A 21,658-nucleotide genomic window follows, 5' to 3' on the forward strand; every position below is an offset into this window, starting at 1 on the left:
GATACCATGTCCGATTTGGTCACCATCACAGAAAAAATCAAATCTTCGGTCGGAGAGGACTCCGGCTTGGGGAAAATCGTCAAGCTCGACTTCGGTGATGCTGGTAAAATCCTTATCAACGCCGCTCAGGTGCCCAATGTGGTCAGCAATGACGATGGCGCGGCTGATACCACAGTCATCATCGGTCTGGATGATCTGGTGGCTATGGCTAAGGGCCAGCTTGATCCGATGATGGCTTTTATGCAGGGCAAGATGAAGATCCTTGGCGACATGAGTGTCGCGCAGAAATTAGCGCCGCTGTTGAAAGGCTGATTTAGCCCGGCCCCGACGTATTGGCTTTAGAATGAGCAATCACCCGATCCGCCACATAGGGGTTTGACTGACGCTCCGCATGAAAGCTCGACATCGGGCCGTGTCCAGGCACGAACTGGACGTCCCCCAGCGGCCACAACCGCGTGGTGATCGCGTTGATCAGATCAGCGTGATTGCCGCGCGGGAAGTCCGTTCTGCCAATTGAGCCTTTAAACAGGACATCACCGACCTGCGCGAAGTTCGACGGACGGTGGAAGAAAACCACATGGCCGGGCGTATGGCCGGGGCAGTGATAAATCTCCCATTCAGTTTCGCCGAGTGTGACCGTATCGCCGTTTTCCAGCCAGCGGTCGGTTTCAAACACCCGCATGCCTTCGACGCCGTAGCGCTGACCGGCTTCGGGGATGCGGTCGATCCAGAACTGATCGTCACGATGCGGGCCTTCGATCATGGCCCCTGTGCGTTCTTTCAATTCCGCAGCCCCGCCTGCGTGATCGGCATGGCCGTGGGTGATCCATATCTTATCGACGCTCAGGCCGCGCCGCTTGATTTCCCCCAGCACGGCGTCAAGATCACCACCCGGATCAATGACAGCAGCCTTGTTAGTCTTGGTGCACCAGACGACCGTGCAGTTTTGCTGTAGCGGGGTGACGGGCGCGACAAACAGGCGGATAGGGGCATCGGACACGGCGGGAACTCCATAAGAAAAGCCCCTATGTCTTAAAACATAGGGGCTTTGAACTCTACAGGAGATTACATCCTATTTCTTATCGTCGATATTGCCGCGGAACGCATCGGCCGGAGACGACAGATCGGTGTCTTCGGTGATGTCGATGCCCTTGGACAGCTTCGAGTGCCAGAAGCCGTAACCGGCATAGATTATCGCGCCGACAATGGCGTAGCACACCAGAATGGTCAGCGGCAGAGTGTTGCCCTTCATGGCATGGTCAATCATGGGCGAGAAGTTTTGCCAGGCCAGGAACAGACAGGACAGGATGCCTAAGACCGCCGTAAATATCCCGCCAGGTACGCGGAAGGGGCGCTCCATTTCGGGGTGCTTGATGCGCAGGTAGATTACCGACAAACACACGATTGAGAAGGCGACCGCAGTCCCCAGCGAGACCAGATCACCCAGCAGGCTGATCGGCAGGAACGAGGCTGCCACCGCAACCATGATCCCCAGCAGAATGGTGCCGAGCCAGGGGGTACGGAACTTATCGTGGATTTTCGAGAATACGGCGGGCAACAGGCCGTCACGCGACATGGTGTAAAAGATGCGGGTCTGGCCAAAGCACAGCACCAGCATAACGGATGAGAGACCTGCAACCGCACCGACCTTGATCAGCAGGCTGATGGCGTTCATCTGGCCGCTTTCAACGAACGGCCACGGGAAGTTGGCCCAGGTCAGCGCCATGCGGTCGATAGCCACCGCGATGGGGGCGGGGCTTGCCAGTTCCAGATAAGGGACAACGCCGGTCATGACGGCGGCGACAGCCATGTAGATAACCGTACAGATTACTAGGGCGCCCAGAATGCCGACGGGGACATCGCGGCTTGGGTTCTTGGCTTCGGCCGCAGCGGTTGAGACGGCTTCGAAGCCAACATAGGCAAAGAAGATGATGGCGGCACCGCGGAAAATGCCCCCGACGCCAAACTCACCGGGATTGCCGGTTGCGGGTGGAATGAACGGATGCCAGTTGTCAGGATTGATGTAGGTGACGCCGACCGCAATAAAGGTCAGCAGCACTATGATTTTCAATACCACGATGAAGTTATTGACGTTGGCCGATTCGCTGACGCCCAGAACCAGCAGGCAGGTCACAGCGGCAATGCCGATAGCGGCGATCAGGTTAAAAGTGCCCGACAGCATCATGGTGGTGTGACCACCGTCATCTGTTACGGCGCGCACCAATGGGGTTGCCCACATGGTCGCCGGGTGGTCAGTCCCCCCCGCGAGCACCGGTAGGTGTACCCCGAAATCGCCAAGTAAGCTGACAACATAGCCTGACCAGCCCACCGCCACTGTAGAAGCGGCAATTCCGTATTCCAGCACCAGCAGCCAGCCCATGATCCAGGCGAAGACTTCGCCCAGTGTCCCGTAGGCATAGGTATAGGCCGATCCCGACACCGGCATGGTTGACGCCAGTTCGGCATAACAGAGGCCGGCCAGCGCACAGGCGATTCCGGCCACCACAAAGGACAGCATGATCGCCGGACCGGCATTGGCTGACGCCACCTGACCGGTAAGAACGAAAATGCCGGCGCCGATAATAGCGCCGACACCGAGCGACATCAGATTAATCGGCCCAAGCGTGCGCTTGAGCGGACTTTTGGCCGCTTCTTTTTGAATATTGGCAATCGACTTTTTCTGGAACAGCCGACCAAGGTTGTTGGACATGAGACCCCTCGCATGGTGCCGCCATTTTCACTCGCGGCATAAAACGCTAAAGGGATGACGTTAATGTCACATTTTCAACTAAGCAACAGCTATTTGCGGGAAGATTTCACCAGCTAACAGCCAAGTTTAATGAGAAATTTAGCCTGAGCGTGACATTTGGCGGAAAATTCTGCTAGGGAGGCGAATTATGTTGCCTGTCGAAGAGATATATTCGCCGCTTAAGGCGTATCTGCAAGCCCGAACCACGGCCCTGATTATCGCGCCGCCGGGGGCGGGCAAGACGACGGGGATTCCTCTGGCCTTGCTGGATGAAGCGTGGCTTAAGGGCCAGACCCTGATTCTGCTGGAGCCGCGGCGTCTGGCGGCGCGGGCGGCGGCGGCGCGTATGGCGGAGACCCTGGGCGAATCTGTTGGTGAAACGGTGGGCTTTCGGGTGCGCGGTGAAAGCCGGATTGGCCCTAAGACCCGCATTGAAGTCGTCACCGAAGGCATATTTTCGCGCCGCATCGTCGATGACCCGGCACTTGACGGTGTGGGCGGCGTCATCTTCGATGAGTTTCATGAACGCAGTCTGGATGCCGATCTGGGGCTGGCCTTTGCGCGCGATAGCCAGACCCTATTGCGGGATGATCTCAGGCTTCTGGTCATGTCGGCAACCCTGGATGGGCAGCGGGTATCTGAGGTGCTGTCTGATGCCCAAACCTTTCACTCCGAAGGCCGCGCCTATCCCGTCACGACCCACTATCTGGGGCGGGCTCAGGGCCAGAGGCTGGAAGATGATATCGCCCGCCATATCCTAAGGTTACAATCTAAGTTGACGCCCGAACAGGCTGAAACGTTGCTGGTTTTTCTGCCAGGTCAGGGTGAGATTCACCGCGTGGCCAGCCGGTTGGAAGAGGGCGGACTGCATAGTCATATCGAGCTATGCAAACTCTATGGCGCGATGGATATCCGCGATCAGTCTGCCGTTTTGCGCAAAAATGCAGCAGGGCGACCGAAAATCGTGCTGGCGACCGCCATTGCTGAAACCTCGCTGACGCTGGACCGGGTGACTATGGTGATCGACAGTGGTGTGTCACGGCTTGGGCGTTACGATCCGGCGAGGGGGACGATACGGTTTGTGACCGAGCGCGTAACTAAGGCCTCTGCCGATCAGCGACGTGGCCGTGCGGGCCGGACACAGGCCGGGGAGTGTTACCGGCTGTGGGATAAAGAGCAGGATTTATCGCTCATCCCGTTTGCGCGACCGGAAATTCTGGAAACCGATCTGTCGCGGCTGGTGCTGGATCTGCGCATGTGGGGCGCACGCTCGACCGAGGGTTTGAGCCTGCTCGACCATCCGCCCGAAGGCGCTATGGCAGAGGCAACACGGCTGTTGCAGGCCTTAGGCGCGCTGGATGACAAGGGCGATCTGACGACCCATGGGCGTTTGATGTCGCAGTTACCAATGTCGCCGCGTCTGGCCAATATGCTACTCCATGCGGCCAAACAGGGGCAGGCCGCAGTCGGTGCAGCCCTGGCCGCTCTGCTGTCGGAAAATGGATTGGGTGGGAAATCGACCGATCTGGAAACCCGGCTTGAGAGCTTAAGCCGTGACAAGACGCCCAAGGCGGCTCAGGCGCGTAGTCTGGCGCAGAACTGGACACGTCTGGCAGATAGTTTGATTAAAAAAGAAATTAAACAAACGGATGCATGTAAAAACTCAGCCTATCTGTTAGCTGAAGCCTTTCCGGAACGCATCGCCAAGGCGCGGGGTAAGGCCGGTGAATTCGTCATGGCCAATGGCCGTGGCGCCTATGTCGATGACACCGATCCTTTAGCCAGATCGTCTTATCTCGCCGTCGGTGATCTGGGCGGGGGCAGTGTGCGTGATCGGATATTGCTGGCGGCGCCACTGACCGCCGATGAGATTATGCGCCTGTTCGCAGACCGGTTAGAGACCGCGGCGGTGGTTGAAAAAAGCGCAGGCGGTAATTTCCGGGCTTTTGAGCAGGTGCGGTTGGGGCAGGTCGTGCTGTCCTCCAAACCTATGGAACGCGTACCCGCAGAACTGTTAGTGAAAGTGCAGGCTGAGGAGATAAAATCTAAAGGGCTGAAAGCGCTGAAATTTTCGGATCATGCGGAGAGTTTGCGTCAGCGCGTGCAGTTTTTGCGAAATGATGCCCCCACATGGCCGGATATGTCGGATGCGGCCTTGCTGCAAACCCTTGAAGACTGGCTTGGACCCTATGCTGGCGGGCTTCCGCTGCTTAATCTTACCGCGCATGACGTCACCCAAGCTCTAACCAATTTGCTTAGTTACGAACAGCAGCGAAACCTCGATGCGCTGGCACCCGAAAACCTGCGCCTGCCGACAGGCAACGGTGCGCGCATCGATTACGGAGCCGAAGGCGGGCCGCGAGTTGAGGCGCGGGTGACGGAATTTTATGGCACGGCCCGTCACCCGACAGTGGGCGTCAACAAAACGCCCCTGACACTGGCCCTGTTGTCGCCAGCCCATCGCCCTATCCAGATTACCAAGGATATAGTCGGTTTTTGGGACGGTTCCTGGCCGGAGGTGCGCACCGAAATGAAGGGACGCTACCCCCGTCACGTCTGGCCCGAAGACCCCAAATCGGCTCAGGCGACGGCACGGGCCAAGCCGCGCGGTACCTAGGGCTAGCGGGCGGCAGATGGTGCGGGCGTAAGATTTGGATCGCTGTCCTTGGCAATGATGATGCAGCCGGACAATGAGACCGCGATTGCGGCCATAGCCGCCAGTTTTAGGATTGATTGACGCATGATTTGTCCCCTTAATCAGAAGCTGGTTTTCTTGGATGTATCTTCGGCTGGTGCTGGCGAATGGGTGACTTTTGTGTCGACCTTGTCTTCGACATAGATAATGCAGCCCGATAGGGTGGACGCCATGATCGCAATAGCGGTCAGTTTTAAAATAGTGGATGTCATAATGATCCCCTGATGAACCCGTGCGTTACGGATAAGCCCCCACGGCTTATGTATTTACCATACTGCCTCGAAACTGAATGCAGCATGAATTACAAATACTTCATCTTAAAAGGGACGTTACTCGGTTGCCGCATAAATCATGATGCCGGTAGCAATCGAAAGGTTCAGGCTATCGGCACGGCCCCGCATTGGGATCTTGACGTGAGTATCGCAGATCGCCGCAACCTCAGTGCTCAGACCGGACTGTTCGGTGCCCATGAGGATCAGGGTTGGCCGCTGGTAAGGGGCGGAGCGATGATCGTGGGTGGCGGTCAGCAGGGTACCTACGATCGATCCTGTCCAGCGCGCACGATCCGCTATAAATTCGGCTTGGGTGCATTTAACGATCGGCAGGGAAAAGATTGAACCCATGGTGGCGCGCACCGTTTCGACTGAAAACGGGTCAACACAATCACCTATGAGAATTACACCGCCGATCCCGGCGGCATCGGCTGTGCGGATGATGGTCCCGAGATTGCCGGGATCACGAACCTGTTCAAGCGCCACCCAAACATCATTGTCCCTGAGGTTGATATCGCTGAGCGTTTTGATGTGCTGGGCAAATACCGCGATCACCATCTGAGGGTTATCTTTGCGGGATATTTTTTCTAATATTTCGCGGGTTACTTCAAGAACCTGACCACGAGCTTTAAGCGTCTGATCAATGGCGCGGGTCAGCAGCGGATGGCGGTCAGCATCCTTACCGTAGACCAGAATTTGCGGTGAGAAACCCTGATCGAGCGCGTCAATAATGATCTTCAGACCTTCGGCAAGGAACTGCTGCGTTTCCTCGCGCGTCTTGCGCATATGCAGGGCTCGGATATCTTTTATGGTTTGGTTGGTAAGCGAAGTAATCTCTTTTATCATGGTCTTACGCCTTATCCTTCATCCAACGCGCAAAAAAGGAGAGTCCGATTTCGCGTGGGGGCACAGGGCTCAAAGCCATGCCTTTGGGAGCCTTATCCTGCTCAACCAGAGTGAGTTCGCCATAGTCAATTTGCCCCCCCTTTTCAGGCCCGACCGCTTCGGCCAGTAGATGCGCCAGCGCCGGCCCTGACACCCGTGCGGCATAGGCATTGAGCAGCAGAAAGGCGGCGTCATCCGACAAAAGCTGCGTGCACAGATTAATCAGTTCCGGCAGGTCTTCAAACAATCGCCAGACATCACCGGTCGGGCCACGGCCGTATTTGGGGGGATCTAGGATAATGCCTTCGTATTTTGAGCCGCGCTTGACCTCGCGCTGCACATATTTGCGGGCATCTTCGCAGATCCAGCGAATGGGGGCCTGTTCCATGCCCGACAGGGTTGCGTTCTCCCGTGCCCAACCTACGGATTTCTTTGACGCATCAACGTGGGTGACCTTGGCACCCGCCGCCGCACAGGCCAGCGAAGCGACGCCGGTATAACCGAACAGGTTCAGGACGCGCGGTGGCTGCCCCGCGGCGACACGCCGTTCAATGCACTCGGTTTGCCACGTCCAGTTGGCGGCCTGCTCCGGGAAAAACGCCAGATGGCGGAACGAGGTGAAGCGGCCATAAAACTTGACCTGATTCCAACCCAGCGCCCATTGATCGGCAGGTTTACGGCTGAATTGCCAGCGGCCATCATCATCCTCGTCCGTAGGGTCGAAAATGGCGTCGGCCTTGTCCCACAATGCCGGGTATTTAGGTGTCCACCAGCACTGAGGCTCCGGACGGATAACCAGATAGTCGCCGTAGCGTTCCAGCTTTTTACCATTACCCGAGTCGATAAGGGCGTAGTCGGACCAGGCCAGCGTGCGCAGTTGAATGGGGTGATCAGCAATCATCATGGCCGCTGATTAGCGCATTAGGCGCCGTTGCACCAGAGGTTAGCTAACTGATGGCCGCAGGTTTATGATCAGTTTTGTCCCAGTGAAAAGGCTTGACGATAAGCTGATAAATCGCATGGGCGGCGCTGATTGATTGCAGGCTCCAGTAGGCGGGGGCTGAGAGCACATCCTTGAGGCCAAATGGCACACCGGCTCTGCGCGCGCCCTGATATAGCGCCAGCATACCGCTTAGTGTGCCAAACAACAGCAATCCGGCGTCCCTGTAGGCCATGGGGGTGAATTGACCCGATAAGGCTTGCAGCATCAGACCTGACAGCACAAAGCAGGTAAACGGCGCATAACAAAATGCCGCCAGTGTACTTAACCCCACCCCTAAAATCATGCTGATCCAGACCTTAAGACGCAGAGCCGTGGTCAGGCGGCTATGGACGATCAGGGTTTGCATATAGCCTTTGATCCAGCGGGTGCGCTGCGGTATCCAGGTATAGATATTCGATGGCGGCGTCTCGATGGTCGGTGCCTTAAGCATGGCGCTGGTATAGCCAAATTGCGCCAGCCTTAAGCCCAGATCGGCATCTTCGGTGACATTATAAGCATCCCACGCGCCGATCGATTTCAGTACCTTATTGCGGAAATGATTGCTGGTGCCCCCCAGCGGAAACGGCAGTTTGAGACGACAGAATGCGGGCAGTAAGACATCAAACTGCACCGCATATTCGGCGGCGAACTGCCGCGCAATAAACCCATCGCCACCAAGGGGGCGCAAAGGCGCCTGAAGACAAGCCAACGACATGTCGCCGGTCTGTTGCGCCCTGGCAAAGGTGCGGGCGGCTTCGATCAGTTGATCCGGAGCGGGCCTGTCTTCGGCATCATAGATAACGACCAGATCGCCCTGAGCCCTTGCCAGAGCGTAATTCAGCGCTCTCGGTTTCGTGCGGGGTGTGCCCGGTGGCACCAGAACGATGTGCATATAATCGGGTAAGTTCTGCGCCTTAAAGGTCGCAATGGTCTCAAAATCATCGGCTTCGAGCGCATAAAGAACTTCAAGGTTTTCGCGTGGATAATCGAGTTGGCTCAGGGCGTTAACTAACTGTGATGTAATGGTGGCCTCGCGGTAAAGCGCCACAATAACGCTGTAACGCGGCAGGTTTTCGTTAGACGCTTCCAGAAATGTATCGGACACAGCTTCGCGCTTTGGCGTCAGTGTGGCCAGAAAGCGCAAGCCCGCGCCGGTTGAAAAGCTCAGCCAGAAAAACCAGTATATACCGGCCATTAGACCTGACATGGCATGGCTGGCGACCCAGACGAGGCCGATGACCGCCAGCAGTATCAGAAAGATTTGCACCGGGGACGGCCCACTGCGGGCAGAAAACGCCTCCGGCAGTGCCGCCATGGGTGTTGGTTCCGGCCTGCGCCTTGGTATGCGCCGTATGACCGGTAAGGTTTCACGCACAGGCATATAGCCTTTGAGCCATTTTTGCTTGAAAGCTTCCGCCCCCACCATGTTATACCCCCGACGCTGGCATTTTGCGCTGCGCAACATGATTAATAAACGGTAAATTCAACCTATGGGCAACTTATCGAAGGTGGTATCGCGTCTTAAGGGATTCAATTTATGGTTGCTATTGGGGCCGATTCTGGTTTTTGCGCCTTTGGCTAATGCCGGAACGCGCCAGGGTATTGTGTCGCTGGATATGTGTGCCGATCAGTACGCTCTGGCCTTGCTGCCCCAGAATGAGATAGCCGGTTTGTCCTTGCGGGCGCAGCATCCGGACTCGTTTTACCGTCGGCGCTCTGAGGGCTTGCCCCGCCGCCGCGCCAGCCTTGAGGCTGTGCTGGCACTTAAACCGCGTGCGGTGCTCAGAACCTGGGGCGGCGATGCGCGCTTATTATCTGGCCTCAAGGCACATGGGATTGAGATCATTCAAATCAGCGATCCGGCTGACATTCCGGCGGCACGCGCAGAGCTTTTGCGTATGGGGACTCTGCTGAGGCAGCCTCAACGAGCGTTGCACGAAGCGCGCCGTATGGATGAGTCGCTTAAGGCGATTTCAAAGCAGGGACGAGGACGAGGCGTGCTCTATTACACACCTTCCGGCTATACGGCGGGGCCGAAAACCTGGGTAGGGGAATTGCTGAAAACTATGAATTATAAGGTGCAGGCGGAGCAGGATTACTATGACTATCTGTCGCCCGAAGCGTTCCTGAGTTTGACGCCGGATGTTTATGCGCTTGGTTTTTATGAGGATAAATACGCCATGCGTCGGGTTGCTGGTCGCCATCCGCTGGTGCGCAAAAAAATAGCCGGACAAGAAACGATCGTGCTGCCAAGCCCGGCCATTGCCTGTAATGCGTGGTATAGCGCTCAGGCCATGCAGGAAGGTATGGGATTATGAGAGTTAAGTCTTTATCCCTTGCGGCGGGGCTTTTGATTAGCGGTCTGGTGTTGATGGGCGCGCTGCTGATTGTGGGGGATGTCCCTCTAAGTGGCGTCGATTACATTGAAGCTGTCATCCATCCTCAGTCGCTAAACGGGGAGATTGTGTGGGGCATAAGATTGCCGCGCAATCTATGCGCCTGGGGCGTTGGGGCTATGCTGGGGATAGCTGGTGCGGTGATGCAGGGGCTGCTGCGCAATCCATTGGCTGAACCCGGTATATTGGGGGTGTCTTCTGGCGCAGGACTGGGGGCATCTGTGGCTATAGTGCTGGGGGTGGGGCTGATCCCGTTTGCGGTTGAAGCCAGTGCTTTGCTGGTGTCCCTGATGATGTCGGCGGTGTTGATGGCGTTTGTGGCCCGGTTTCCGGATCGGCAGGCGCTTATCTTGTTAGGGGTTGGCATATCGAGCCTGTGCGGAGCCTTGATGGCGCTGGTGTTTAATCTGTCGCCATCACCGGTGACGACGACTGAAATTCTGGGCTGGCTGATGGGGTCTGTCGAAAACCGTAGCTGGCAGGATGCGGCTTTGTGCGTGGCAGGCTTGGCCGTTGCGGTGGGGCTTGTGCCGCGATTACGGGCGGGCTTAAGGCTGCTGACATTAGGTGAGGAAACGGCCCAGAGCATGGGGGTAAATATCCGGCATATCACGCTGATTGGGGTTATCACTGCGTCTGTGCTGGCTGGTCTTTCGGTCGCAGTGGCCGGTATTATTGGGTTCGTCGGATTGGCTGCCCCGCATTTTGTCAGGGCCCTGGGGTTGCGTGATCCTTACGGTGTAATTTGGCCTTCGGGTCTGGCGGGTGGGGTGATGGTTCTGATGGCGGATGGTCTTATTCGGGTTATGCCGGCTAGTGGCGATATTCGCTTAGGGGTTTTGACATCCCTGATCGGGGCGCCCTTGTTTGCGCTCATAGCGTACAAAAGTGCGAAGTCATGGGCGTAACAATATGATCGATATACATAATCTTGATATTGATATGGGTCACTCAAGGGTCGTGAATGAGTTTACGGCTCGCTTTGAGACCGGCCGATTACATGCGATCATTGGCCCTAATGGTGCGGGTAAAACCAGTCTGCTTAAGGCGGTTTGTGGGCTTTTGCCCAGCGCTGCCGGTGCCATCAGGCTTGATGGGCACGACCTGACTGCGCTTAGTTTGCGCGAGCGGGCGCGGCTTATGGCCTATCTGCCGCAGGAGCGTGCCATTGCCTGGGATCTCAAGGCCATAGATATTGTGACGCTTGGCTGTTTGGGCATGTCCGCAGAAGATAGCCTTAAGCACGCGCAACAGCAGCTTGAGGTCATGGGGTTGTCGAATAAGGCGCAAACCAGTGTCTTTAATCTGTCGGGCGGGCAGCGCGCGCGGGTGCTTCTGGCGCGGTTATTGGCCACGGAGGCCAAAATATATTGCCTTGATGAGCCACTGACGGCGCTTGATCCGGCCTGGCAAAGGCGGGTTTTGGAAGTGCTTAGGGCTCGCGCGGCGCAAGGACGCACTATCATTGTGAGCTTGCACGATATCGGATTGGCGGCACAGTTTGCTGATGACCTGTGGGTGCTTGATCAGGGACGATTAGTGGCGCACGGCGAACCTGAAGCGGCTCTGTCCGATAAGGTGCTGCGGCAGGTTTTCAATATTACCGGCACCTTCGCGGAAGGGCGAACCTTGCGGATTGACCCGCAGGCCCTGCCGGAACACAGTACCTAATTGCCGCTCTGTTTTTTCAGATCAAGATAGTTGATCGGCCCTGTCGGGGTTTCACCGGACAGATCGTCATCTGATGATGGTGTATAGGCGATAATCATGCCGCGTTTCAGGTCGTCCATTGGCCGCAAAACCGCCTGACCGCCATTGAGGCGGGCGCGATAAACCTGCATGTTTTCCATGACTCGCATCATGTAGTTACGGGTTTCGGTGAACTGAGCGCACTCGATAAACATGATCGGATCGCCGCCGTCCCCTCGAGGATCAGCACATTCCATGATCCAGCGCGGCGGGCGGTTTGGACCGGCATTATAACCGGCGGCAGCCATGACGTATGACCCGCCAAAACGGTCCACCAGTTCGCCCAGATGATAGGCGCCGAGTGTCATATTAAATTCCGGCTCATAAAGCTTAGCGTCAGAATAGCTGAGTGACATGCGCCGCGCGACGGCGCGGGCGGTTGGCGGAATAAGCTGCATCATGCCGCGGGCATTGGCATGGGAGCGCACCATCGGGTCGAAACCGCTTTCCTGACGGGTAATAGCCAACACAAAGGCATTTTCGGGTGCCTTGACATTGGGCACGGCCCGCAATGGATAGGCGCGTTCCGGCAGATAGAACCCGCGCTGCATTGACACGCGGGCTATCCGCATAGCCGTGTCCTGAGTGTCGTAAGTGCTGGCAAGATCAACCAGCAGGGCCTGCTCTTCGGCATTGGGTAGGACGTCATCCAACGCCAGCACCATGCCCCGGAATAGGTCGCGTTCACCCATGCTGCCCAGAATGCGCGCGGCCTTGGTCATGTCCCGGTTACTAAAGCGGTCGCGGTCGGCCACTGTTGGTACGGGATCCTTAGTCAGCACGATCTGGGCAAGACCGGCTTTTTCGGCGGCTAACTGGCCATAGAAACTATAGATGTACTGGCCACCCTCCTGATAGTTCAGTTGGGCATTGGCGGCATCACCTGCCGCCTCATAGGCGCGGCCCAGCCAGTAGTGGGCACGTCCCTGAGTAATGGGCGACGTGCCAGCCCCTTCGAGCGATTGGAAATGGGCGATGGCGCGGGCGGGGTCATTAAGCTTGGTCAGGGCCATCCAGCCGGCAAAAAACTCGGCCTCAGCCTTTTTCTCACCATTTGGAAAACCGCCATTATTCATAGCATTGTAGGCCGCCCGATAATCTTTAGCTTTAAGTGCCTCGCGGAAATAGCTCAGGCGCTCAACCCACAAATTGTTGATGGCGGCATCATTTTGAGGCGCTGCCGGAAATTGCGTCAGTAGCGGAAAACCGAGCGGCTCCAAATCTTTTTTGCGCAGGAATCGCGCCCGCTCATAAGCCAGAACAGCGTTGTTGGGCGAAAGCGTTAAGGCCGCTTCCCATTTCTGGGTGGCATCGGCAGTACCCGCCCGCAGGGCAAACGCGGCTTGAGCCACCGCCCGGTCGTGGTCACCGACATAATCCAGCATGGCGCGTGACGCCGGACCCTGCGGCCCCAGAAGCAGGCTGTTCAGACGGGCGACATGATCTTCCTGTGTCAGATATTTACCAAACAGGCCGTAAAAGCGCTGCTGATCCAAGGCCTCGAAACTTTGGTCCCGCCACCAGAAACGGGCCGTGGCGCGGGCGTCCTCGGTCTTTCCAAGCTGATCATAGGCCAGGATCAGCGCAATAGCACCGTCGACACTGAGCGGCGGTGCGCCATTGAACCAGTCGATGACCTGCTGAGGGCTTAAGCCTGATGTGGCAATCAGTTTCTCAGCGGCCAGAACCCGGCGTGTTTCGCGGGGCCAGCCGATAAGATCACGACGCGCCGCATCTAACGTGGCAAAGCCGTAAATTGACGCCCCTTCGTTATCGAGGATGTTCCACAACACGATCTTACGCGCTACCGGATCGTTCAGGCTGCCGCGCAGGGATTCGGCCAGAGCAAAATTACCGGATTTTACGGCCCGAAGCGCCGATTGCAGCGTTTCCATTTCAGTCTGCGGTAAGGCGGCGGCCTGATAGGGGCGGGCGGTTGAGGTTGATTCGGTTGGCGCGGGTGTGTTCTGGGTGGCTTCGATCGCAAACGCGGCCCCGGCCCCGACAGCCAGCACCCCGGCCACACCGGCTAACCACCTGGACATGCCGGTTTTAAGGACAGTTTTCAGGGGGCGTATCGTCATGGTGTTTCGCTCTCAAAGTCTGTTAACAGGGTGGCTATCGAAGCGCTGAGCGCCATCATGGCCCATATTTTTCCATATGGAAACATGGAATTCTTTAAACAAATTCCCAACTAATCATTGCGGCCTGCGCTTTGTGGTCTTAAGGAATTGCGCACAGCTTTTACTCAGGATTTTATGTCGATGACCCGCAGTTCCGTTCCGCTTTTTCATGGTGTGATTACAGCCCTGATTACGCCGTTCAAAGACGGTGAGGTGGATTATGCGGCCTTCGAAGCCTTGGTTGAACTTCAAATTAAGTCAGGTGTTCATGGTCTGGTGCCGGTGGGGACGACGGGGGAAACCTCAACGCTGAGTATGGCTGAGCATAAAGCTATCGTCGAACTTTGTGTCAAAACCGCAGCCGGTCGCGTGAAAGTGATCGCAGGCGCGGGCTCAAACTCGACGGCGGAAGCGCTGGAGCTTACTCAGCATGCCAAGGCGGTGGGAGCGGATGCCGCCCTTGTGGTCGCACCCTATTACAACAAGCCGTCTCAGGAAGGCATGTACCAGCACTATAAGCACCTGAACGACAATGTGCAGATTCCGGTGATGATGTATAATGTGCCCGGTCGCACGGTGGTGGATTTTGTCGAACGCCACGGTGGCACGCTTGGCCCAGTTGCCCAACATTGTCGGCATTAAGGACGCAACCGGTGACCTGGCACGCGCCAGCATGATGCGCCTTGAGGTACCGGACGATTTCGCTATGATTTCCGGCGATGATCCGACCCTTTTGGGTTACATGGCCCATGGCGGTCATGGTGTGATTTCGGTGACCTCCAACGTCGCGCCCGTCCAAATGGTTGAGCTTTATAACGCGGCAGCCGCCGGTGATTTTGCGACCGCGCGGTCCATTCAGGATAAGCTGATCAATCTGCATAAGGCGCTGTTTTACGACGCCTCACCGTCACCGACCAAGTATGCCTTAAGCCGCTTGGGGCAATGCACGGACGAGGTGCGGCTGCCGATTACAGCTTGTTCTCAGGATGTGCGTCCTAAAGTCGATGAGGCCATGAGATTAGCTGGAATAGGAGGCGAATTTGCCTAAAGAAAGCAGAATAGAGCCAGTAAAATTAAATGTGCTTAAAGCTGTTAAAAGCCAGTGATTTGAAAGTTTCTGTTATGGCTCTGGAACTCGGTGAATCTGAACGAGATATTCGGCTAGCAATTGATAGGGCCAGAAATATAGATGACATAAATATTCAAAAATTGGGTCAAACCATATTTGGTTTAAGGCCTGGCAGTTGGCAAAAAAATAAGACATCCTGAATTTATGGCCGAACCCACCAACTACAAAGTCATTGCGGAAAATCGCCGCGCTCGGTTTGATTATTTCCTTGAAGAAACCTTTGAGGCTGGCATCGTGCTGACCGGCACAGAGGTCAAATCGCTGCGCAATGGTCGGGCCAATATCACGGAATCTTACGCCGGTGTCGAAGGGGCGGATATCGCCCTGATCAATGCCGATATCCCGCCCTATGCGCAGGCCAATCGCTTTAATCATGAGCCGCGCCGTATCCGCAAACTGTTGCTGCATCGTAAGCAGATCGACCGGCTGATGGGGGCCGTGCAGCGTGAAGGCCTGACCATCGTGCCGGTTAAGCTCTATTTCAACGAAAAGGGCTTTGCCAAGCTGCAGATCGCGCTCGCCAAGGGTAAGAAAAATCACGATAAGCGCGAAGCTGTGGCCGAGCGTGACTGGCAGCGCGATAAGGCGCGGCTAATGCGCGATCGGGGCTGATTAGACCAGATTACAGGTCTTCGTCATCGAATTGATCGGCGAATTTCGGCGCATTCTGCTGAGCCTGACGCGGACGGCCCACAACGCTGGCCAGATCAGCCAAATCTACAAACGTATCGGCCTGACGGCGCAGCTCATCCGAGGTCATCGGCGGTTGAGACTTGACGGTTGACACCACCGTCACGCGGCAGCCTTTGCGCTGAACGCTTTCGATCAGACGGCGGAAGTCGCCATCGCCCGAAAATAGCACCAGATGGTCGGCATGTTCAGCCATTTCCATCATGTCGCAGGCGATTTCGATATCCATATCCCCGCGCCAGCGCTTACGCCCCTGCGAGTCGGTATACTCCTTGGCCGTTTTGGTAATCAGCGCGAAGCCGTTGTAGTCGAGCCAGTCCACCAGCGGACGGATCGGTGAATAGTCATCGCCTTCGACCAGGGCGGTATAATAATAGGCGCGGATCAGTATGCCGCGCTTACGGAATTCATCCAGTAGCTTGCGGTAATCGATGTCGAAGTTTAAAGCCTTGGCGGCCGAATACAGATTGGCGCCGTCGATAAACAGAGCGATTTTGTCGGTGGGATAAAAACTCATGGCAATGGCTTTCTAAAAATAGGGCAGTCGGTAATGGAGGACGGTAAAATCTATATTGCATATGGGGCTAATCTACCCGGCCGTCACGGGAATCCTTCGCAGGATTTAGCCCATGTTGTCAAGAGATTGCGCGCATTAAGCGTCAATGTTGAGCAGGCTTCCAAGCTTTGGCGATCAAAAGCCTGGCCCAACCCTGATGACCCACCATTTCATAACGCCGTTTTTCGAGTATCGACCGATTATTTACCCTATGATTTATTACAGCTTTTGCACGGTCTTGAAGTCGAAGCAGGTCGTATTCGCAGCGCTGAACTTGGCGAGCTTAAAAATTCGCCGCGTGTACTTGATCTTGATCTTATCGCCTTCCGAAACCTGGTGGTTGACGACAGTAACATGATTTTGCCGCATCCGCGGGCTCATGAGCGGGGATTTGTTATGGGGCCGCTGGCCGAGATTGATCCAGACTGGATGCATCCGGTACTTAAGCAGACCGCTCGCGAACTGGCCGCCAAGGTTACAGTCGGTTTAGATGCCTATCCAATTGACGCATGAGGCTTACGCTGGTCTAGCCAACTATAGAGGCCAACGCCTAACAATACCAAGGCCGTGCCCGCAATGTCAGAAGCGGTTATGACTTCGCGCAGGATCAGCCCGCTCAAGATAAGGGTGATGACCGGGTTGATGAAGCCAATCACAGCGTTGGCCTGAGACGAGATACGTGACAGAGCGAAATTGATCAGGTAACTCGGCAGGACGGTGGCCCCGATGGCCAGGCCCAAACAGAGCCACAACAGGGGCGCGGATAAAGCAATGTCCGATACCTTATGGGTCACTCCGAAGTGAATAAAGGAGGCTATCGCCGCTCCGGTCATCGCCCATGACGTGAACAGAGAAGGGCCCATTTTTTTGATCACCGGTTTGGCCAGCAACAGGTAAAGCGCAAACGCGACCGATGAGGCGGTAACCCATAAGGCCCCGGCGGTGATATTGCCGCCTTTGGTATGCATATCGGTTATGAACACCAGACCCAGGCCGGCATAGGAAATGGCGAAGGCCGATAACGCCCACGGTTTAATCTTGTGGCCGAAGAACAAGGCGCCCAGCAAAATGACAAACAAAGGGTAGGTGAACAGGATCAACCGCTCAAACTGTGGCGTCAGATGTACCAATCCTTCAAAATCCGTATAGCTGGCAAACCAATAGCCCAGAACACCGACGGCAATAGCTTGTACATAGGTTTGACGCGGAATATCGATCGTGGCCCGATGCTTCCACCAGGTGATCAGTCCCACCAGCAGGAAAAAGGGTGTGGCCATCAGCAGGCGCAGGGCTAACAGGGTCGTGGCATCGACATCATAGACATAGGCCAGCTTGATATAGATGCCCTTGGTGGCAAACAGAAATGAGCCCAGCAGCGCCAGTCCGTAACCGCCCCATGTCATGAGCGGATTTGGTTTTTCTGAACTGTCGGTGGGGATCGTCTCTGACATGGTGAGGGCCTGATACTGCGGGCCCTGATATCATGTAAATAGGCAGCACCCTGATGACGTAAGGTGCCGGTAACTCAGGCGCCTGTTTTGAAGCGACGCGCGCGGCGCGCAAGCTTAAGCGCCCAGAGCGGCTTTTCAGTTTTCTCGACGGTCTTGCGGTCCCGGCGTGCATCAACAGCGACCGGGCGTGGCGTCGTGGGCGCAAGGGTGTTCAGGCGATAGGCAAGGTGCGTAATCATGGCGGCGGCTATACAGGGGTATGGTTTCTAATGCAACATGGCTTGCGGCCTCCAAAGAATTTATACGCACCCGGTTGTGTTTTTGAACCAACAGCGCTAAACAGCGCGGTTCAACCGGTACATATACGCTATTGCGGCAGGTCTGCCCTTATAAGCGCATATAGAATTTGAGGATTTCATGGCTCGCGTCACTGTCGAAGATTGCATCGAAAAGGTCGATAACCGCTTCAATCTGGTTCTTCTGGCCGCCCATCGTGCCCGTGCCATTTCGTCGGGTTCGGCAATCCTGCTGGATCGTGACAATGATAAGAACCCGGTTGTGGCCTTACGCGAAATCGCCGAAGAGGTTCTGCCGCCGGAAACCCTGACCGAGAGCCTGATCGCCAGCCTGCAACGCGTCGATGAGCGCACTGAGGCTGAGGAAGAGGCCGAGACTCTGGCGCTGCTGGCTGATCCGCAGCACATGCAAATGTCGGAAAGCGAACTGATCCGCGCCCTTCAATCTGATCGCGACGGTGGTCAGGAAGAACGCTACTAACTATTTGCGTCCTTTTCAGACGAACATAGCCGCACCCGAAAGGGGGCGGCTTTTTCGTGCGTGGGTATCCTGTGTGTCTCTGTTTTGACTATATTTTTTCTGGATAAGCTGAAAAAGCGGGCGTATGGTTATTATATGGGGGTTGAGGTCCTTAAACATTAAGGATTTCTTATGTACCATAAGGGTTTGATACAGACTATGTCGGCAGAAGGTCATCAGGTTTTTGAGCGAAGCGCAGCGGGAAAATCTTCCGTGGCTTCGGATGTGCCTGAACCCAATGTCCCGCCGGGATTTCCGGCTGACCGGCCACCGGAAACGCCGCCGCTTGATCCACCGCCAGAGACACCACCTCTTGATCCGCCGGTTGAAAAGCCGCCGGTGTCCCCGCCGACTGAACTGCCACCGCCCGTTCAGGTGCGGCCCAAATTCCTGCGTCAGGTTGAACTGATTGAGCGCGTAGCCGCCTATGATCCGACCGTGGATGAGGCCATGCTCAACCGCGCCTATGTCTACGCCATGCGTATGCACGGGGCGCAGTTGCGGGCGTCGGGCGATCCTTATTTTGCCCACCCCATCGAAGTGGCGGGCATTCTGACCGATTATAAGCTTGATGGCTCAGCGATTGCCGCCGCACTGCTGCACGATACGATCGAAGATACGCCCGCGACGCGCGAAGAAATCGCCGCCAAGTTTTCAGAAGATGTGGCGCAATTGGTCGAAGGGGTGACCAAGCTCACCCGCCTTGAACTCCAGTCGGAATATACCAAGCAGTCGGAAAACCTGCGCAAGTTCATTCTGGCCATATCGCGTGATATCCGGGTGCTGCTGATCAAGCTGGCTGACCGCACCCACAACATGCGCACCCTGCAATATGTGCCTGAATCCAAACGGGAACGTATTTCGCGGGAAACGCTTGAGGTCTACGCGCCTTTGGCGCGCTCCATCGGCTGCAATCGGTTTGCGACGGAGTTGGAGGATCTGGCCTTCACCTACATCAATCCGACCGCTAAGGCCGCCATTGGTCGCCGGCTTGAGGACATGCGCGCCAAGAAGGGCGCCGTGGTTTCCCAGATCGCCAAGGACGTTAAGGAGCGGCTTTACAAATATGGCATCAAGGCCGAAGTCTACGGTCGTGAAAAATCGCCTTATTCGATCTGGCGCAAGCTTCAGCGCAAATCGATCGGCTTTTCGCAACTGTCGGACATCTTTGCCTTCCGCGTTATTGTTGATTCAGAAGATGACTGCTACCGCGCTTTGGGCCTGATCCATCGCACATGGAGTTGTGTGGGCGATCGCTTCAAGGATTTTATCTCAACCCCTAAAAGCAACAACTACCAGTCCCTGCACACGACGGTGGTGGGGCATAAGGGCACGCGGATCGAGCTTCAGATTCGCACCGAAGAAATGGACCGCGTCGCCGAAGAAGGTGTGGCGGCCCACTGGAACTATAAAAACCACGCCTATGGCTTTGACGAAGAGGCGGCGACCAAACGCGGCGGCCGCAACCCGATAAACAGCTTAAGAAATATCGTCCAGATCGTTGAAAATGGTGGCGATTCTGAAGACTGGGTTGAACATGCCAAGATGGAAATGTTCCTCGATCAGGTGTTCTGCTTCACCCCCAAGGGCCGCCTGATTACCTTGCCACGCGGGGCTATGCCGCTTGATTTCGCCTTTGCTGTGCACACCGAGGTTGGCGAAACCGCCATCGGTGCGCTCATTAACGGCGAACATCGTCCGCTGCGTACGGTTCTGCAAAACGGCGATCAGGTTGATATTCTGACCGGTGTCGAATCGCGCATCAATCCCGACTGGCAATCTTTGACCATTACGGGGCGCGCACGCTCAGCCATTCGGCGTAATATTCGCCAGACCGAGCGCGAAGACTTCATCAAGCTGGGGCGGGCGGCGATTGAGCGGGCGGCGGCTCAGGTTGATAAATCGCTTAATGACATAAGCTGGCGCACGGCGTTTGAGCGCTTTCAGGTGCCGAATCAGGACGAACTTTACGAACTGTGCGGACGCGGCAAAATTACGCCGGTCAAGATTCTTGAGGCCGTGTTCCCAGGTCTTACTATACCCGCACTAATGGCGACCGATGGCCTGACGCGAATCAAAGATGGTGAGGGCGCACGGGCGTTTGTTCGGGGCTCGGCTTTGCGTGAGCATCACCGTATTCGTTTTTCGCGCTGCTGCTGTCCGGTGCCGGGGGAGCGAATCGTCGGCATTGTTGAGGATGTCGATGTCCACGTCCACTCAATCGAATGTGATACTCTGGAGCAGTTTGAAGACAACAAAGATGTCTGGGTTGACCTGCAGTGGACGCTAAATGCCGAGAAAAACACCATCAGCGTCGCGCGCATCCGTGCCAATATGCAAAATAAACCTGGCGTACTGGGTATTACCTGCACATTAATCGGTGAAGCCAAGGGCAACATTATCAATATGCATTTGACGAATAATCAGGTCGATTTTCTTGACGTGGAATTTGAAATCGAAGTCATTGATGCTAAACACCTGACCAACATCAGCGCGGCCCTGCGCACCTGCCCCTCGGTCGAGAGTGTGGAGCGGATTCGGGGCAACGCCTAACTTTTCAAGAGTACGGGCCTGTTTATGACTTCCGAAGACGTTATCAATGAATTCCGCGCCGCGAATGCCTTGCGCGAAGGCCACTTTGTGCTGTCGTCCGGCCTGCATAGCCCGATGTTTTTGCAAAAAAATCTGGTGTTCATGGATGCGGCCCGCTGTGAGCGGTTGTGTAAGGCGCTGGCTGAAAAAATCATCGCTACGGTCGGGCCGGTCGATCTGGCGATTTCACCTGCGGTCGGGGGTATCATTCCGGGCTATGAGACGGCGCGCCATCTGAAGGTCAACTCGATGTATGTTGAACGTGAAGGTGGGGCGTTTAAACTGCGCCGCGGCTTTCATTTTGAGCCGGGTGCTAAAATTGTCATGGTCGAAGATATTGTCACGACGGGCCTGTCATCGCGCGAGTGTATTAAGGCCATTCAGGATCTGGGCGGTGAAGTGGTGGCGGCAGCCTGCATCGTTGATCGTTCTGGCGGTGAAGCCGATGTCGGCGTGCCATTGATCTCGCTGGCCAGCCTTAAGGTTCCGGCCTATCCGGCCGATCAATTGCCCGCGGACCTTGCCGCTATCCCCGTCGAAGACCCCGGCAGCCGTCGTCTGGCGAAAGCCTGA

The 21,658-nt window shown here is 56.0% G+C and carries 21 protein-coding genes and 1 pseudogene; 11 read left to right on the top strand and 11 right to left on the bottom strand.

The features are described 5' to 3' along the window. Positions 1–6 precede the first annotated feature (6 nt). Positions 7–312 (top strand): SCP2 sterol-binding domain-containing protein, encoded by a 306-nt coding sequence (locus tag OVA03_RS02190; RefSeq protein WP_267526585.1) that lies wholly within the window; start codon positions 7–9, stop codon positions 310–312. A gap of 1 nt (position 313) precedes the next feature. On the opposite strand, the gene OVA03_RS02195 is transcribed toward OVA03_RS02190, so the two are convergent. Together OVA03_RS02195 and OVA03_RS02200 are read right to left on the bottom strand one after the other, a co-directional pair. After that, positions 314–1,000 carry an MBL fold metallo-hydrolase gene (locus OVA03_RS02195; RefSeq protein WP_267526586.1) on the bottom strand — a complete coding sequence of 229 codons (687 nt, stop codon included), beginning with the start codon at positions 998–1,000 and terminating at the stop codon, positions 314–316. A gap of 72 nt (positions 1,001–1,072) precedes the next feature. After that, positions 1,073–2,710, bottom strand: coding sequence for an amino acid permease (locus OVA03_RS02200; RefSeq protein WP_267526587.1), 1,638 nt, complete (start codon positions 2,708–2,710; stop codon positions 1,073–1,075). 187 nt (positions 2,711–2,897) lie between these two features. On the opposite strand from OVA03_RS02200, the gene hrpB reads away from it, so the two are divergent. Continuing rightward, a complete protein-coding gene (hrpB, locus tag OVA03_RS02205) occupies positions 2,898–5,366 on the top strand; it encodes an ATP-dependent helicase HrpB (protein ID WP_267526588.1) in 2,469 nt (822 codons plus the stop codon). 2 nt (positions 5,367–5,368) lie between these two features. Here hrpB and OVA03_RS02210 read toward each other — a convergent pair whose 3' ends face one another. The 5 genes from OVA03_RS02210 to OVA03_RS02230 all read right to left on the bottom strand — a co-directional run bounded on the left by OVA03_RS02210 (position 5,369) and on the right by OVA03_RS02230 (position 8,898). Next, positions 5,369–5,491 (bottom strand): hypothetical protein, encoded by a 123-nt coding sequence (locus tag OVA03_RS02210; RefSeq protein WP_267526589.1) that lies wholly within the window; start codon positions 5,489–5,491, stop codon positions 5,369–5,371. 15 nt (positions 5,492–5,506) lie between these two features. Then, on the bottom strand, positions 5,507–5,656 hold the full coding sequence (locus OVA03_RS02215; protein ID WP_267526590.1) for a hypothetical protein: 150 nt from the start codon (positions 5,654–5,656) through the stop codon (positions 5,507–5,509). Between the two features lie 117 nt (positions 5,657–5,773). Then, a complete protein-coding gene (locus OVA03_RS02220) occupies positions 5,774–6,562 on the bottom strand; it encodes a TrmH family RNA methyltransferase (RefSeq protein WP_267526591.1) in 789 nt (262 codons plus the stop codon). Between the two features lie 4 nt (positions 6,563–6,566). Continuing rightward, positions 6,567–7,505: a class I SAM-dependent methyltransferase gene (locus OVA03_RS02225; protein WP_267526592.1), complete on the bottom strand. Its 939-nt coding sequence runs from the start codon at positions 7,503–7,505 to the stop codon at positions 6,567–6,569. 43 nt (positions 7,506–7,548) lie between these two features. Next, positions 7,549–8,898 carry a glycosyltransferase family 2 protein gene (locus OVA03_RS02230; protein ID WP_267526593.1) on the bottom strand — a complete coding sequence of 450 codons (1,350 nt, stop codon included), beginning with the start codon at positions 8,896–8,898 and terminating at the stop codon, positions 7,549–7,551. Positions 8,899–9,073: 175 nt separating this feature from the next. Here OVA03_RS02230 and OVA03_RS02235 point away from each other — a divergent pair, with 175 nt between their 5' ends. From OVA03_RS02235 to OVA03_RS02245, 3 genes are read left to right on the top strand one after another with little or no spacing between them, the layout of a single operon-like run. Beyond that, on the top strand, positions 9,074–9,901 hold the full coding sequence (locus tag OVA03_RS02235; RefSeq protein WP_267526594.1) for an ABC transporter substrate-binding protein: 828 nt from the start codon (positions 9,074–9,076) through the stop codon (positions 9,899–9,901). Then, positions 9,898–10,887 (top strand): FecCD family ABC transporter permease, encoded by a 990-nt coding sequence (locus tag OVA03_RS02240; protein WP_267526595.1) that lies wholly within the window; start codon positions 9,898–9,900, stop codon positions 10,885–10,887. The genes OVA03_RS02235 and OVA03_RS02240 overlap by 4 nt, the downstream gene beginning before the upstream one ends. A 4-nt stretch (positions 10,888–10,891) precedes the next feature. Beyond that, complete coding sequence (locus tag OVA03_RS02245) at positions 10,892–11,650, top strand: ABC transporter ATP-binding protein (RefSeq protein ID WP_267526596.1); 759 nt, start codon at positions 10,892–10,894, stop codon at positions 11,648–11,650. On the opposite strand, the gene OVA03_RS02250 is transcribed toward OVA03_RS02245, so the two are convergent. Beyond that, a complete protein-coding gene (locus tag OVA03_RS02250; protein ID WP_267526597.1) occupies positions 11,647–13,812 on the bottom strand; it encodes a lytic transglycosylase domain-containing protein in 2,166 nt (721 codons plus the stop codon). The two genes, OVA03_RS02245 and OVA03_RS02250, sit on opposite strands and share 4 nt — an antisense overlap. Before the next feature lie 174 nt (positions 13,813–13,986). Between OVA03_RS02250 and dapA the strand changes: the two are divergent. Together dapA and smpB are read left to right on the top strand one after the other, a co-directional pair. After that, positions 13,987–14,899, top strand: a pseudogene (gene dapA, locus OVA03_RS02255) (4-hydroxy-tetrahydrodipicolinate synthase). A gap of 225 nt (positions 14,900–15,124) precedes the next feature. Next, a complete protein-coding gene (gene smpB / locus OVA03_RS02260; RefSeq protein ID WP_189487864.1) occupies positions 15,125–15,592 on the top strand; it encodes an SsrA-binding protein SmpB in 468 nt (155 codons plus the stop codon). 10 nt (positions 15,593–15,602) lie between these two features. Here smpB and OVA03_RS02265 read toward each other — a convergent pair whose 3' ends face one another. Next, positions 15,603–16,187: an NYN domain-containing protein gene (locus OVA03_RS02265; RefSeq protein ID WP_189487866.1), complete on the bottom strand. Its 585-nt coding sequence runs from the start codon at positions 16,185–16,187 to the stop codon at positions 15,603–15,605. Between the two features lie 33 nt (positions 16,188–16,220). On the opposite strand from OVA03_RS02265, the gene folK reads away from it, so the two are divergent. Beyond that, positions 16,221–16,739, top strand: coding sequence for a 2-amino-4-hydroxy-6-hydroxymethyldihydropteridine diphosphokinase (gene folK, locus OVA03_RS02270; protein ID WP_267526598.1), 519 nt, complete (start codon positions 16,221–16,223; stop codon positions 16,737–16,739). Here the strand turns inward: folK and OVA03_RS02275 are convergent. After that, the gene (locus OVA03_RS02275) at positions 16,721–17,677 is read right to left on the bottom strand and encodes a DMT family transporter (protein WP_267526599.1); all 957 of its coding nucleotides are present in this window, start codon (positions 17,675–17,677) and stop codon (positions 16,721–16,723) included. The genes folK and OVA03_RS02275 overlap by 19 nt on opposite strands. A 74-nt stretch (positions 17,678–17,751) precedes the next feature. Next, positions 17,752–17,916, bottom strand: a complete 165-nt coding sequence (locus OVA03_RS02280; RefSeq protein ID WP_267526600.1) for a hypothetical protein — start codon at positions 17,914–17,916, stop codon at positions 17,752–17,754. 178 nt (positions 17,917–18,094) lie between these two features. On the opposite strand from OVA03_RS02280, the gene rpoZ reads away from it, so the two are divergent. The 3 genes from rpoZ (at position 18,095) to pyrE (ending at position 21,658) form a co-directional block, all read left to right on the top strand. Further along, positions 18,095–18,454: a DNA-directed RNA polymerase subunit omega gene (gene rpoZ, locus OVA03_RS02285; RefSeq protein WP_267526601.1), complete on the top strand. Its 360-nt coding sequence runs from the start codon at positions 18,095–18,097 to the stop codon at positions 18,452–18,454. 378 nt (positions 18,455–18,832) lie between these two features. After that, on the top strand, positions 18,833–21,046 hold the full coding sequence (locus OVA03_RS02290) for a RelA/SpoT family protein (protein WP_267527760.1): 2,214 nt from the start codon (positions 18,833–18,835) through the stop codon (positions 21,044–21,046). 24 nt (positions 21,047–21,070) lie between these two features. Continuing rightward, positions 21,071–21,658 carry an orotate phosphoribosyltransferase gene (pyrE, locus tag OVA03_RS02295; protein ID WP_267526602.1) on the top strand — a complete coding sequence of 196 codons (588 nt, stop codon included), beginning with the start codon at positions 21,071–21,073 and terminating at the stop codon, positions 21,656–21,658.

Source organism: Asticcacaulis sp. SL142 (assembly GCF_026625745.1).
Taxonomy (GTDB): domain Bacteria; phylum Pseudomonadota; class Alphaproteobacteria; order Caulobacterales; family Caulobacteraceae; genus Asticcacaulis.